Raw genomic sequence first — 13,483 nt, 5'->3', positions numbered from 1 at the left:
AATACGCCTTTTTTATGGGTTCATTATTATCTACATCCTCTTCTTTTAAGCTCATAGGCCAATACCAACCGCGTCATCCGATCGTACCGTGCTATTCCTTCCTGTTGATTGTTATGTTTCAGGTATTGATTATAAAACAATCCCATCACATCGTCGACCCAACCCGTGTATTGACTCCAAAAATACCGTTCTTTTTCCACGTCTTTCAATACTTTCGCGCTTAATCTTCCCTTGTAATCCTTTCCTAAATCAGGATACATACCTTGCAGTTCACGTAACATATAAAGCGTGGTCTGTAGATAAGCCGAGTATCGGTAGAAGGACTGTGGATGTTGCTGTAAGCGAACAAAAGCTATAAAATTCGCCTCGTCTTCAAAACCAATTCCCTGTTGATGCGCAAGTTCATGCACTGTAGTAAAAGGTAAAAAGGTGACTGGCATTGCTTTATTAACCTGTGCTTCATGAGTAAATGGATTAAAATAGCCCGAGACACCAAAAAAAGAGACTATTCTGCTATTTATTGGTGATTTTGCCCTAATTTGACCCCTTGACAAGAAATCAGCAAAAGCCGTATCCTGTTGTACCCATGTACTCAAATCCGTTTGAATAGTTTCTTTATGCTCTTCCCATTGGGATGGATCTACATGCTCCCGCAAGTTATTTGTACTATCCAGAAACGCATTCAAAACCACGATATAATCGGCTAACTTTAAGCTATCAACTTGCAAATTGGCATTGGTACTGATTGGTTCACGATAATAGTTCAGGCCCCAAGATAGGTAAAAGAAAAAATAGAGACCCAATAACAAATTTATGATAAGTAGAACCGGACGAAAGGAATTCTTCCATCTTCCTTTCCATAAATTTCCGATCAATTTAGCAATTGAATAAAGTAGCAACCCAACTACTATAGCATAAAATAGATCACCTAAACTAAAAGGAACATAACCAAAAATAAATCTTGGCACATGGCTATAGAAACGGTAAAAGCCGCGCGCATAAAACACCTCAATCCATTGGCTATGTTTCTCAATCAGGGAGAAAATAAAAATTCCAATCAGAAGTAACAGCAGTGTGAAAACAGCTATTTTATTGCGCTTTTCCATTCAAATAATGATATAAAACGATTAGCTTTCGTTCTCAAAATAGACCTTGTAATAATTCATGCCTTTATCCTCATCGTAACCCTTCTCAAGATATTCACGTTTACCATGAACATAGATATGAAAATTCTTATCCAGCTTTAAAACAGACTTGTAAGAAGATTCCATTTTTTTTACCGCTTTATCTGCTATTTCAAAACTTGCCTGAAATGGAGAGTCAAATTCATCTTCAAAACCAGCTTTAAAGTCCTGAAATAAAGCAATCGCCTGCGGGTTGCCCAAGACTTCCTCCTCAAACTCTTCCTGGACAAAAGTTTCCTTTTCCTTAAAGTAATTCATGGATTTGTTCATCAGATCAATCTTGTCCGCTTTCTCCAATTCAAACGTTTCGTCTAATTTTTCCTGAACAAAGTTCTTATACACTTTCAGGTAATTCCCCGTTTGATTGAAATTATCGTTACGCACGCGAAGCTGCAGAAACTCATCTTTCCAATATACAGCCTCCTGTTGACGGTTTGTCTGATCGAGAACCAGCACCTTATACCCCTCTTCTTCTTCCACATTGACAATAATACAGCCCTTGTCCAGTTTATTGATATTGATCGCCTCCTGCTCATATTCCAACATAAAAGCACCTTGCTCCGGATATACTTTCAGATAAGTCTCTTTATTCTCAGATTTGAATATACCAATCGCATCATGTTCTTCCCCTTCGATCTGCACATTTTTTAAGGCAACTACATACACCTCTCCAGCTTTAATTTTAGGATGGTTGGATACCTCATAAAGGTGTTTTGAAATTTGTTGGGAAAAATCATGAAATGGAAGCTGCTCCTTAAAATACTGTCTTGCAAAATAGAAAATCTCATTCAGCTCCAACTCTCCATTGGGATGATATAAACGATATACTTCATTCACCTTTGCAAAAGGGCTCATAAAATACTGCATCAGGAGTCCAGGTAACACGTCATCTCCTTCAAGAGATACCGGGGCATCCGACAAAATATAAAATTCATCTTGCGCTTTATTGCCTACACGATGAATAGATAACGCTTCAAAAGTTGCATCTTGGTGAAAAAACATATTTCTTATCTTATAAATTATATATATCTATTGCTATTCTAAAAGTCTGACAATGTGCATTGACAATATCTTTAATTTCAGGAGAATAACCTCCGCCCATACTTACTTGAACAGGGATATTTTGTTTATGGCACATTTGAAAGACCAATTCATCTCTTCGATGACAGGTACTGCTGCTTAAGTTCAATTTACCCAGCTTATCCGTTTCCAAAATATCGACCCCAGCCTGGTAGAAAACGAAATCAGGCTCAAATTCCCGAAATACATCAGCCAAACTTTCTTCCAATAAAGTGAGATATTCCATATCCGTAATATGATCTGCTAAGCCAATATCCAAATGGGAACGCTGTTTGACAAAGGGATAGTTTTTCTCACCATGCATTGAAAAGGTAAACACCTGGTTATGCCCTTCAAAAATATGGGCGGTACCATTTCCTTGGTGCACATCCAGGTCAATGATGAGAATACGGCTAGCATATTTATACTTCAATAAGTAGCCGGCGGCAGTCGCTTGATCATTCATCAGACAGAAACCTTCACCAAAATCATAACCTGCATGATGTGTCCCCCCTGCAATGGTAAAAGCAGCACCATACTCACGTGCATATTTAGCACTCCGGATCGTCCCATCAAGGATATATCGCTCCCGATCAACAAGGCTTTGACTTAATGGAAAACCTATTCTACGGACCATCCTGGAATCCAAAGTAAGCTCAAACAACTGCTTTACATACATTGGATCATGGACCAAACAGCATGTCTCAAAGCTCGCGAGCTCAGGACTGAAAAAACTTGACTCATCTGCCAGACCCTCATGTTTTAACTGTAAAGGAATCAACTCGTATTTCAGCATCGGAAATCGATGCCCCTCTTTGACGGGGTGGACAAATTCTTGACGAAAAGCTATCTTAAGCACCTTAAAATCTTCTATTACTCATGCGAAGATAAGAAAAAGATCTTTTGGAGTTATATGAGAAAAAGGGCATCTTTGAGAAGAAACAAACAGCAAGCCGATGTTATGTTGCCATAACAGCATACTTGTATTCGATCATAAATTTATATTCTTCAAAATAAATGGAAACAACTAATTTGCCCCAATTGTCTGCCATGGAACAACGTGTACTAGGCTCACTAATCGAAAAATCAAAAGTAACCCCAGAATATTATCCAATGACAATCAACAGCTTACAAGCTGCTTGTAACCAAAAGACTTCCCGCAAACCGGTTGTACAATATACAGAAGAAGATATTATTGCGACATTGGATATATTAAAGAAAAAGGGCTTAATCTCGACAGTTGTTGGCGGTGGATCTCGCGTAACAAAGTACAAACACAATTTTGCCATACAATTTCCACTGGTTCCCTCTGAATTAACCATTGTCTGTTTATTGCTACTCAGAGGACCGCTGACCGCCGGCGAAATTAATTCAAACTCCGGAAGACTTTATGAATTTGAATCGTTGGGCGAAATCAATGAACAATTGGAAAAATTGGCACAAGAAGGCTATCTTAAGTCCTTACCTAAACAAATGGGTCATAAAGAAGTCCGCTACATCCATTTATTAGGAGAAATCAATCTGGAGTCCTATGAAAATAGTGGTCCGGTGAGCGGCTCCTCGAACGACCAGATCTTACTCGATCGAATTGGACAATTGGAACAGGAAGTTGCAACATTGAAACAGCAATTTCAGGATCTCTGGGATGAATTACATTAATTGCTCATGTCGCAAACAATAGATTCAAAAAACGAAATATCCAAAGCAACCTTGTGGTTGATGACCATCGCCACAGGCTTAGTTGTCGCCAATAATTATTACAATCAACCATTATTGGGCTTGATTGCCAAAGACCTACATATTGACGAGGCTACGGTCAGTAATTCGGCCATGTTAACGCAGATCGGATATGCCTTTGGCCTGTTACTGATCGTTCCTTTAGGGGATATGTTTAAAAGAAAGAAAATGATCTTGATCGATTTCTTTTTCATTATTTTTTCTTTGGTAGGCATGGCCATGTCCACTTCTATCCTATCTATCTTGCTATTCAGCTTTCTGATAGGTTTCACGTCTGTTATTCCACAGGTTTTTGTGCCCATGGCAGCCGAACTTGCGAGCAAAGAAAAGCAGGCATCAGCAATAGGTATGGTTATGTCGGGTCTGCTGATCGGTATATTACTCTCTAGGGTTGTAAGCGGGTTTGTCGGCTCCTACTTTGGCTGGCGCGAAATGTATTGGATAGCGTCAGCAATTATGGTCATTACAGCCATCACCATCGCATTCAAGCTACCAGAGGTACTGCCTAATTTTAAAGGTTCTTATAAGGAATTGATGCGATCAGTCTGGAACTTTGCCAAGAAACAACCTGTATTACAGTTGGCTGCTTTCCGTGGAGCCATGGGATTTGGGGCTTTTTCTGCATTTTTTACAACGCTTGTTTTCCATCTTGAAGCCCCACCTTTCTTTGATGGCCCGGCAACTGCTGGAGCCTTTGGTCTCGTCGGTGCCTGCGGGGCGCTTGCCGCTGCTTTTGTCAATAAACTAACCATTTATATAGGCAAAGCAAAAATCATCTTGTACGCGATCCTATTGATGTTAATCAGCTGGTTATTATTCGCCCTCTTCGGCAATTACTATTGGGGCCTGATCCTTGGTGTTATTCTCATCGATCTTGGCCTACAGTCGATGCATATCCTAAATCAAAGCGATTTCTATGCGCTAAACCTCGGTGCCAACAACCGACTAAATACCGTATATATGGTCAGCTATTTTATTGGCGGATCAACAGGCACTTTTTTTGCTGCACAAGCATGGCAACACTTCCAATGGCCCGGTGTTATTTTCGTAGGCACATGTTATACGCTGTTGGCATTGTTGGCTCATCTATTATTTGATTATAAATTAAGAAAAAACTGATATGAAATTCGGCCAAGTAGAACATCCCGAGGAAATCGATTTTACCCTTCCTCCTACTACACCAGAAACCTTAACCTTATTACAGCACTTCAAAATAGACAAACCTTTTGAGGTATATGTAGGCTGTGCAAAATGGAATAAACAAGATTTAAAGGGCTTTTATCCCAGAGGTACAAAAGACGAACTTGCCTATTACTCCACACAGTTTAACAGCATTGAACTCAATGCTACATTCTACAATTCACCTGGCATAGACCAGGTAGAGACCTGGAAAAAGAAAACACCTGCTAACTTCAAGTTCTTCCCAAAAATACCACAATCCATCAGCCATTTCAGCAGACTATTAAATACGGGTGATAAAGTAAAATTATTTACGGACTCCATTGTTCATTTCGATGAAAAACTGGGAATGGCTTTTCTTCAGATGCATGACAATTATAATCCAAAGGACATGGCCCGTTTAAAACTATTTCTTCATGACTGGCCAAAAGAAGTCCCGCTAGCGTTGGAAGTCCGAAATAAAGATTGGTTTTCCAAACCCGAAGTAACAAAAGAACTCTATGCACTGTTGGAGGAAACCAATGTGACCAATGTACTGGTCGATACTGCAGGCCGGAGAGATATGCTTCATATGCGCCTGACCACCCCGATTGCTTTCGTACGGTATGTAGGTGCAAATCATGCATCAGACTATGATCGACTGGATCAATGGATCGATGTTCTGAAACTATGGCGGGAAAACGGGTTGCAAAAATTGTATTTCTTTATCCACCAGAATATTGAGGTGGAATCACCGTTACTGGCGACACATTTTATCAAAAAACTGAATACAACATTCGACTTGGATCTAACCTATCCCAACAAAAACACAGGAAATACCTTATTTTAAGACAAGTTATCAGATCCGGTCCATGATGCACCAATAGAAAAATATATTTTGCCCCAAAAAAAAGCCGAAGTAGAAGATACTTCGGCTTTTTTTATTAAAAATCAAACTTTAGCTTATTTTTTAGCGTATTTAAAGTTTTTACCGATGAAACGGGCATTACCACCCAATTCTTCTTCGATACGCAACAATTGATTGTATTTAGCCATACGGTCAGAACGTGAAGCAGAACCAGTTTTGATCTGTCCACAGTTCAATGCTACAGCTAAGTCAGCGATAGTCGCATCTTCAGTTTCGCCCGAACGGTGTGACATCACAGAAGTATAACCAGAATTTTGAGCTAAAGTAACCGCATTGATTGTTTCAGTCAATGAACCGATTTGATTTACTTTCACTAAAATTGAATTCGCTGTATGGGTATCAATTCCTTGTTGAAGACGTTTTGTATTTGTAACAAAAAGATCATCACCTACTAATTGAACATGGTCACCGATTTTATCAGTCAATGTTTTCCATCCAGCCCAATCATCTTCAGCCATACCATCTTCGATAGAAATAATAGGGTATTTAGCTGTTAATTCAGCCAAATAGCTTGCTTGTTCTTCACTAGAACGTACAGCACCTTTATCACCTTCAAACTTCGTATAATCGTATTTACCGTCTTTGTAGAACTCAGAAGAAGCACAATCCAACGCTAAACAAACATCTTGACCTGGTTTGTAACCAGCGATTTCAATCGCTTTCAAAACTGTTTCGATAGCATCCTCAGTACCTTCAAAAGTTGGCGCAAAACCACCTTCATCACCTACTGCAGTTGAAAGACCTCTGTCATGTAAGATTTTTTTCAAGGTATGGAAAACCTCAGTACCCCAACGCAAAGCCTCAGAGAATGAAGGCGCACCCACAGGCATGATCATAAATTCCTGAAATGCGATAGGTGCATCAGAGTGTGAACCACCATTGATGATATTCATCATAGGGATAGGCAACGTGTTCGCATTTACACCACCGATATAACGGTATAATGGTTGACGCGACTCTTGTGCAGCAGCTTTCGCTACAGCTAAAGAAACTCCTAAAATAGCATTTGCGCCCAGGTTTCCTTTATTTTCGCTACCGTCTAAATCAATCATGATTTTATCGATGGCATTTTGCTCGAAAACATCTACACCTTCTAGTGCTTTTGCAATTTTAGTGTTTACATTCTCTACAGCTTTCAAAACACCTTTTCCTAGATATTTTGACTTGTCACCATCACGCAATTCTACTGCTTCGTGAATACCAGTTGAAGCACCTGAAGGAACAGCTGCACGACCAACAAAACCATTTTGTGTAGTAACATCTACCTCAATTGTAGGGTTACCGCGCGAATCCAAAATTTGACGCGCATGAACATCGATAATTAAACTCATCTCTTTATTAGACTATAATTTATTTTCATTACTTAGTGTAGATAAGACACACTCTTGTCTACAGACATTTTTCACAATCAAATATAATAAAAAATGTATTTATTCCCCTATTTATTATGAATTAAATATGCCTCATCGGCATAACTGTTCAAATAAATACAATAAAAAACCCTTCAAGATCTGAAGGGTTTTTTATATAATATTGTACAATTTAGTTTTTGATCATCGCTACAAAATCATCAAACAAATAGCGCGAGTCATGTGGACCCGGTGATGATTCTGGGTGATATTGCACCGAAAATGCTTTCTGTCCTTTGATACGAATACCTTCAATAGACTGATCGTTCAAATTAACGTGTGTAATTTCGACGTTCTCAGAATTTTGGATATCTTCAGCCACAACGCCAAAACCGTGGTTCTGCGAAGTGATTTCACAACGATTAGCGATAATATTCTTCACCGGGTGATTGATACCACGGTGTCCGTTATGCAATTTGCTTGTGCGGATACCATTTGCCAATGCTAAGATCTGGTGACCTAAACAAATACCAAACATCGGTTTATTTGCATTCAAAATAGCTTTTACCGTATCGATTGCATAATCCATCGGTGCTGGATCGCCAGGACCATTGGAAATGAAATAACCATCCGGATTCCATTTCTCCATTTCCTCAAATGTTGTTTTCGCAGGAAAAACCTTTGTATATACATCACGAGCCTCAAAATTGCGCAAGATATTTTTCTTGATTCCCAAGTCCAAAACCGCTACACGTAACGAAGCATTTTCATTACCGAAAAAATAAGGCTCAGCTGTTGTTACTTTTGAAGACAGCTCAAGTCCATCCATTGAAGGAACTTCAGCCAATTGACGCTTTAATTCCTCAACATCCAATGTTTCTGAAGAAATAATCGCATTCATCGCACCTTTATCACGGATATGTCGCACCAATGAACGGGTATCCACATCAGAAATACCAACTAAATTACCCTCTTCAAAGTAGCTTTGGATAGATTCATCAGCCATTTTACGGCTATAGTTGATGTTGTAGTTCTTACAAACTAGTCCCGCAATCTGAATTTGATTTGATTCGGTATCATCCTCATCAATACCATAGTTACCAATATGAGCATTGGTGGTTACCATGATTTGTCCAAAATAAGATGGATCTGTGAAAATCTCTTGATAACCAGTTGTTCCTGTGTTGAAACAGATTTCCCCAGTAGTCGTACCAATTTTACCAGCGGCTTTACCGTGATAAACTGTACCATCTTCTAAAACTAAAATTGCAGGCAATTTGCTGTAGTTGGTCATTATCGATGTAATATTATAAAATGTGTATCCTTACTTTTATGAATTTTAAAGCGTTCTTGATTGGATATAAAAAAAGCCCTCAAATGGGCTAAATATCAATTAACAATGCATCATCACGATTGACAAACCGTTTCCTAAGGCACCTACCAATAAAGACTCTACTTTAATTTTCACGGGAGACAAAGTTACGACATATCACTTAAAAGTGAAAACATTTTTTGTTTTTTTATTCTTCAACTAATTCCTTCCTCCAAAACGTTGCAAAGTCTCTCAAAATCAGACCTGTCAATAGTGGAACAAGCATATAAATCAATGGATTCTCTAGCCAGGCTTCTCGAAACTCCAAGCGCAACAAAGCAATCAAAGCGGTAGTAAGACCACATCCCGGACAATCATAACCACTTGCAGCCTTCCAGAGGCAAGGAACAAGAATATGGATATCTGAGAAAAGATATAAGCCTATAGCAATCCCGAAATACCCCAATACCAACGAATAGATCCAATGATATTTAAGGTATTTCAGTAGGATATAAACCATTAATTATTGTTTATAGGACTCTTAATGTAGTTACCATCTGCATCCTTATATTTTCCGACAAGAATCATAATCAAATCAATCAAATACCAGATACCACAACCGCCCAAGGTAAGCAGCTGAATAACGGCAGTACCAATTTGCCCCAAATAGAACCGATGTGCTCCAAAAGGGCCTAGAAAAAAGCAAAATAACAATGCCGGCAACCATCTGTCATCCTGAAACGTGTTATTTTGTTGCTGAAAGGGTTGGTTGGCATAAAATATAGGCTGTCTTACGCCACAATAGGGGCAAACCTCGGCCTTGATATTGATCAACTTGCCGCATTCTACGCAATACTTTTCGTCTGCTGTTTTCATTTAGATTTAATTTGGTAATGGGGCTAAAAACCAGCCTTCCATCCGGGATAAAATAATAGTATGAAATTAACAAAAAAACTTATAAAATGTTCTTTTTTTAGCAACATATAGCATTTAATAGAAACAGCAAAGGCGCTTCACGGTGTGGAGCGCCTTTGCTGTTTCTATATTCAACCTTTAGGAGTTGATTGCTTTCCAGATCATATCTTTCAATGGCAATATATTTTTACCTGTCACCGAAGAAATGAAAATATAGGGTACATCTTCCGGTAGCTCCTGCTCCATTTCCTTCTCCAGTTCCTCATCGAGCATATCAGACTTGGTAATAGCCAGCAATTTGGGTTTATCTGCCAATTCTGGATTATACGCAGTCAGTTCATTCAATAGAATCGCGTACTCCTCACGGATCGTCCGATCGGTATCGGCAGGCACCATAAACAGCAAAACTGAATTTCGTTCAATATGCCGCAAGAAACGATACCCTAATCCCTTTCCTTCTGAAGCGCCTTCGATAATACCCGGAATATCGGCCATAACAAAGGAACGGTTATCCCGGTAGCTCACCATACCCAAATTAGGTACCAGTGTTGTAAAGGGATAATTTGCGATTTCTGGTTTCGCAGCCGAGACGACTGACAACAACGTTGATTTACCAGCATTCGGGAATCCAACCAGTCCAACATCAGCAAGAACCTTCAATTCGAGAATCATCCACTGCTCTTTACCTGGAAGACCAGGTTGCGAAAACCGCGGTGTCTGCTGCGTTGGCGACTTAAAATGCCAGTTGCCCAGCCCGCCTTTTCCTCCCGGAACCAATATTCTGGTTTCACCGTCTTCTGTGATATCGAACAACACCTCTCCCGTCTCTGCATCCTTCGCAATCGTCCCCAATGGCACTTCCAAGATCTCATCACGTCCAGTTGCCCCAGTACGCAAAGAACTGCCGCCAGACTCACCGTTTGACGCAATAATATGCTTACGATATTTTAAATGGAGTAACGTCCAGAGATTAGTCGTTCCTTTCAGTATAATATGCCCCCCACGACCGCCGTCACCACCATCGGGTCCACCGGTAGCTGTGTGCTTGTCACGGTGCAAATGAGCCGAACCTGCCCCACCATGTCCAGAACGACAACACACTTTCACATAATCAACAAAATTCGAACCTTGCGCCATTACAATTTATTACAGTCTAAAAAGTACTTATCTTAATTAATAATTATCGATGATATCTGTTAAACTTTTAAAGATAGAATCAATATCACCGATACCATTCACTTTAGAAAGTTTACCTTGTGCCTCATAATACGGCAACACATGAATCGTCTTTGTGAAATATTCATCAATACGCTTCACCAATTTATCAGCATCATCATCCGCACGACCAGAAATTTCCTTACGTTTAGCGATGCGTGCTTTCAATTCATCCTCATTCACATCCAGTGCGATTACTACTGAGATTGACGTATTGATACCTTCTAAAAAAGCATCCAACGCCTCAGCTTGCGCAACAGTACGAGGAAATCCATCAAAAATAAATCCTTTTGCATCCGGATTTTTCTTTACTTCCTCTTCCAGCATTGCTATCGTAATCGAATCTGGCACTAAATTTCCCTCAGCAATAATCTGGCTCACTTGTTGACCAAGTGGCGTTTGACCTTTAATATGTGCTCTAAAAATATCACCAGTTGAAACATGAACCAATTGATATTTTTCAATAAGCTTTGCAGATTGGGTTCCCTTACCTGCACCCGGAGGGCCAAATATTACAAGGTTTAGCATAGTTTTATTTAAGAAATTAAAACGAGTTAAAAAATAAAAGCCTAATCACAGATGATGACTAGGCTTTTCAGTTGTGCGCTCCAAGGGAGTCGAACCCCTAACCTTCTGATCCGTAGTCAGATGCTCTATCCAATTGAGCTAGGAGCGCAATAAACCATTACGTTTAGAACTCTGTCCCATGTGTTTTGGTGACGCAAATATAGTCAGAATTCGTTTTTTTACAAATTTTTTTTCAAAAAGAAGTTCCCTCCTTCCATCGACTGCCCTGCAATAATGCTTCTAAAAACAAAAAGCCAATCAAATTGACTGGCTTTTATCTGTGCACTCCAAGGGAGTCGAACCCCTAACCTTCTGATCCGTAGTCAGACGCTCTATCCAATTGAGCTAGGAATGCCTCTTTTAACAATACAAAAACTGTATTTGTGCGCACCAAGGGAGTCGAACCCCTAACCTTCTGATTCGTAGTCAGATGCTCTATCCAATTGAGCTAGGAGCGCTAGGCAACCAAAACAAATCCGTTATCCTTTTCCGTTTTGGTGATGCAAATATCGTTATATTTATCGATTTAACAAACATTTTTTCTCTTTTTTAAACTTTATACAACAACATTTCTTTTATCTCGTTGATAATATTATATTTAAAATATCAACTTTTTTTTTCAGACACGGACAAATGTTAGCATTCATGAGCAAAAGAGAATTAAAACTCAGTAAAATTCGCATCGGAGATATCAGCATCTCCTACTATATTCGCCCAAGCAAATTATACCCCTCTCCGAAAACAGTCATTTTCATCCATGGTTTTCCCTTCAACAAAAACACCTGGAAACAACAACTCCTGCAACTCGACGAAGATTATACAGGCATCGCCATTGATGTTCGAGGACATGGCCTAAGTACCAATGGACATGGTTTTTTCTCCGTCGATGTTTTTGCCAAAGATCTTGTGGAGTTTATTCGTAAACTCGACCTCAATCATGTCATCCTTTGTGGAATCTCTATGGGTGGCTACATCGCCCTCAGGACCTATGAATTGATCGGACAACAGCTCAAAGGACTTATCCTCTGCGACACGAATTCCCTTTCCGACGACAACAAAGGCAAACAAAAGCGTTTTGATTCCATTCAGGCTTTATTAAAATATGGCAGAAGACCATTTGCCATTGGCTTTATCGCAAATGTGTTTCACGATAAAACAATCCGTGAAAACCCCGAAGCTGTTGAACTCATCAAAAGCTGTATTCGCAGAAATGAAGTCGCCAGCATTTGCGCGACACAACTCGCTCTTGCTTCGCGAACAGATACAACCCATTCGTTGAAGACAATTATTATTCCAACACTGATCATAAAAGGTAAACACGACAAGTTGATGAGCGAAGAGCAAACAAATATCCTGATCGAAAATATACCCGACGTCCGCTATATGGAGTTTGAAGAATCCGGGCACCTGCCGAATCTCGAGGAACCCGAAAAATTCAATGCCGTGCTAAATGATTTCCTGCGAAATATACCGTTATAACCATCACCTTGGTCGTCAAGTGCAGCATCGGATATAAAACAATAAAAAAAGCCACATCAGTGGCTTTTATTTCTTTTTTTCATTAAGATCTCGTTCTACGGATACTAGAACGAAAAATCATCTTTTGACCGAACATCCGCTTCCTCAGCGTATGCATCGTCAAAGTTAGGCTCATAACGTTTCTCGATTACTTCCTGATTGGACTTGATGTAATTAACCACATCAGTCAAACCATCAGCGAATTTCTCAAAATCTTCTTTATATAAGAAAATCTTATGCTTAATAAACTGGCCATCCTCAAAGCGCTTCTTGCTTTCTGTGATAGTAATGTAGTAATCGTTCGATCGAGTTGCTTTTACATCAAAAAAATAAGTACGCTTACCTGCTCTCACCTTTTTTGAAAAAACTTCTTCACGTTCTTTGTTTTCAAAATCTCCCATTGGTTGTTATTTAAGTTTAAAGTAATCTTAATCTTTGATAAATATATAATAATTCATTTTAATACACCAAATAATATTAAAAAAAAAGACAATTACGCGTAAAAATGGCAGTTCACTTCTATTTATAGCCGAGATAAAAA

At 39.3% G+C, this 13,483-nt stretch carries 14 protein-coding genes and 3 tRNA genes; 4 read left to right on the top strand and 13 right to left on the bottom strand.

What is annotated here, in order from left to right:
- Positions 1–26: 26 nt before the first annotated feature.
- From B4N43_RS12130 to B4N43_RS12120, 3 genes are read right to left on the bottom strand one after another with little or no spacing between them, the layout of a single operon-like run.
- A complete protein-coding gene (locus B4N43_RS12130; RefSeq protein WP_075993397.1) occupies positions 27–1,106 on the bottom strand; it encodes a DUF3810 domain-containing protein in 1,080 nt (359 codons plus the stop codon).
- A 21-nt stretch (positions 1,107–1,127) separates the two neighbouring features.
- Positions 1,128–2,186: a nucleoid-associated protein gene (locus tag B4N43_RS12125; protein ID WP_075993398.1), complete on the bottom strand. Its 1,059-nt coding sequence runs from the start codon at positions 2,184–2,186 to the stop codon at positions 1,128–1,130.
- 10 nt (positions 2,187–2,196) lie between these two features.
- Positions 2,197–3,102, bottom strand: coding sequence for a histone deacetylase family protein (locus tag B4N43_RS12120; protein WP_075993399.1), 906 nt, complete (start codon positions 3,100–3,102; stop codon positions 2,197–2,199).
- Positions 3,103–3,260: 158 nt separating this feature from the next.
- Here B4N43_RS12120 and B4N43_RS12115 point away from each other — a divergent pair, with 158 nt between their 5' ends.
- Genes B4N43_RS12115 through B4N43_RS12105 form a run of 3 tightly spaced genes read left to right on the top strand, consistent with a single transcriptional unit; the run spans position 3,261 to position 5,988 of the window.
- Positions 3,261–3,902 (top strand): YceH family protein, encoded by a 642-nt coding sequence (locus B4N43_RS12115; protein WP_075993400.1) that lies wholly within the window; start codon positions 3,261–3,263, stop codon positions 3,900–3,902.
- Positions 3,903–3,908: 6 nt separating this feature from the next.
- Positions 3,909–5,099 carry an MFS transporter gene (locus tag B4N43_RS12110; protein ID WP_286734911.1) on the top strand — a complete coding sequence of 397 codons (1,191 nt, stop codon included), beginning with the start codon at positions 3,909–3,911 and terminating at the stop codon, positions 5,097–5,099.
- Position 5,100: 1 nt separating this feature from the next.
- On the top strand, positions 5,101–5,988 hold the full coding sequence (locus B4N43_RS12105; RefSeq protein WP_075993401.1) for a DUF72 domain-containing protein: 888 nt from the start codon (positions 5,101–5,103) through the stop codon (positions 5,986–5,988).
- Positions 5,989–6,101: 113 nt separating this feature from the next.
- Here the strand turns inward: B4N43_RS12105 and eno are convergent, their stop codons facing one another.
- The 9 genes from eno to B4N43_RS12060 form a co-directional block, all read right to left on the bottom strand.
- Positions 6,102–7,397, bottom strand: coding sequence for a phosphopyruvate hydratase (gene eno, locus B4N43_RS12100; protein WP_046675452.1), 1,296 nt, complete (start codon positions 7,395–7,397; stop codon positions 6,102–6,104).
- A gap of 211 nt (positions 7,398–7,608) precedes the next feature.
- The gene (gene carA, locus B4N43_RS12095; RefSeq protein WP_075993402.1) at positions 7,609–8,709 is read right to left on the bottom strand and encodes a glutamine-hydrolyzing carbamoyl-phosphate synthase small subunit; all 1,101 of its coding nucleotides are present in this window, start codon (positions 8,707–8,709) and stop codon (positions 7,609–7,611) included.
- Positions 8,710–8,935: 226 nt separating this feature from the next.
- Positions 8,936–9,247 carry a DUF2752 domain-containing protein gene (locus B4N43_RS12090; RefSeq protein ID WP_286734907.1) on the bottom strand — a complete coding sequence of 104 codons (312 nt, stop codon included), beginning with the start codon at positions 9,245–9,247 and terminating at the stop codon, positions 8,936–8,938.
- Complete coding sequence (locus B4N43_RS12085) at positions 9,247–9,603, bottom strand: NINE protein (RefSeq protein ID WP_075993404.1); 357 nt, start codon at positions 9,601–9,603, stop codon at positions 9,247–9,249. Before B4N43_RS12085 ends, B4N43_RS12090 begins: the two co-directional genes overlap by 1 nt.
- A gap of 177 nt (positions 9,604–9,780) precedes the next feature.
- The gene (gene obgE, locus B4N43_RS12080; protein WP_046675449.1) at positions 9,781–10,779 is read right to left on the bottom strand and encodes a GTPase ObgE; all 999 of its coding nucleotides are present in this window, start codon (positions 10,777–10,779) and stop codon (positions 9,781–9,783) included.
- A 36-nt stretch (positions 10,780–10,815) separates the two neighbouring features.
- The gene (locus B4N43_RS12075) at positions 10,816–11,385 is read right to left on the bottom strand and encodes an adenylate kinase (protein ID WP_046675448.1); all 570 of its coding nucleotides are present in this window, start codon (positions 11,383–11,385) and stop codon (positions 10,816–10,818) included.
- 74 nt (positions 11,386–11,459) lie between these two features.
- Positions 11,460–11,533, bottom strand: a tRNA-Arg gene (locus B4N43_RS12070).
- Positions 11,534–11,705: 172 nt separating this feature from the next.
- A tRNA-Arg gene (locus tag B4N43_RS12065) sits at positions 11,706–11,779 on the bottom strand.
- Between the two features lie 29 nt (positions 11,780–11,808).
- A tRNA-Arg gene (locus B4N43_RS12060) sits at positions 11,809–11,882 on the bottom strand.
- Between the two features lie 187 nt (positions 11,883–12,069).
- Here B4N43_RS12060 and B4N43_RS12055 point away from each other — a divergent pair.
- Entirely contained in the window at positions 12,070–12,903 is an 834-nt protein-coding gene (locus B4N43_RS12055) for an alpha/beta fold hydrolase (protein ID WP_088163631.1), read from the top strand.
- A 104-nt stretch (positions 12,904–13,007) separates the two neighbouring features.
- Here B4N43_RS12055 and B4N43_RS12050 read toward each other — a convergent pair whose 3' ends face one another.
- A complete protein-coding gene (locus B4N43_RS12050; protein ID WP_075993406.1) occupies positions 13,008–13,343 on the bottom strand; it encodes a DUF3276 family protein in 336 nt (111 codons plus the stop codon).
- Positions 13,344–13,483 lie beyond the last annotated feature (140 nt).

The sequence above is a fragment of the Sphingobacterium sp. UBA1897 genome, from assembly GCF_002337775.1.
Taxonomy (GTDB): domain Bacteria; phylum Bacteroidota; class Bacteroidia; order Sphingobacteriales; family Sphingobacteriaceae; genus Sphingobacterium; species Sphingobacterium siyangense.
Note: the sequence above shows the minus strand (reverse complement) of the source record. Positions and strands in the feature narration are given on the sequence as shown.

Bases quoted from the DNA above. Each gene is read 5' to 3' on its own strand.
- B4N43_RS12075 (WP_046675448.1), bottom strand. From the start codon at position 11,385: ATGCTAAACCTTGTAATATTTGGCCCTCCGGGTGCAGGTAAGGGAACC.
- B4N43_RS12125 (WP_075993398.1), bottom strand. From the start codon at position 2,186: ATGTTTTTTCACCAAGATGCAACTTTTGAAGCGTTATCTATTCATCGT.
- B4N43_RS12130 (WP_075993397.1), bottom strand. From the start codon at position 1,106: ATGGAAAAGCGCAATAAAATAGCTGTTTTCACACTGCTGTTACTTCTG.
- B4N43_RS12090 (WP_286734907.1), bottom strand. From the start codon at position 9,247: ATGGTTTATATCCTACTGAAATACCTTAAATATCATTGGATCTATTCG.
- B4N43_RS12110 (WP_286734911.1), top strand. From the start codon at position 3,909: ATGTCGCAAACAATAGATTCAAAAAACGAAATATCCAAAGCAACCTTG.
- B4N43_RS12115 (WP_075993400.1), top strand. From the start codon at position 3,261: ATGGAAACAACTAATTTGCCCCAATTGTCTGCCATGGAACAACGTGTA.
- B4N43_RS12105 (WP_075993401.1), top strand. From the start codon at position 5,101: ATGAAATTCGGCCAAGTAGAACATCCCGAGGAAATCGATTTTACCCTT.
- carA (WP_075993402.1), bottom strand. From the start codon at position 8,709: ATGACCAACTACAGCAAATTGCCTGCAATTTTAGTTTTAGAAGATGGT.
- B4N43_RS12050 (WP_075993406.1), bottom strand. From the start codon at position 13,343: ATGGGAGATTTTGAAAACAAAGAACGTGAAGAAGTTTTTTCAAAAAAG.
- B4N43_RS12085 (WP_075993404.1), bottom strand. From the start codon at position 9,603: ATGAAAACAGCAGACGAAAAGTATTGCGTAGAATGCGGCAAGTTGATC.
- eno (WP_046675452.1), bottom strand. From the start codon at position 7,397: ATGAGTTTAATTATCGATGTTCATGCGCGTCAAATTTTGGATTCGCGC.
- obgE (WP_046675449.1), bottom strand. From the start codon at position 10,779: ATGGCGCAAGGTTCGAATTTTGTTGATTATGTGAAAGTGTGTTGTCGT.
- B4N43_RS12055 (WP_088163631.1), top strand. From the start codon at position 12,070: ATGAGCAAAAGAGAATTAAAACTCAGTAAAATTCGCATCGGAGATATC.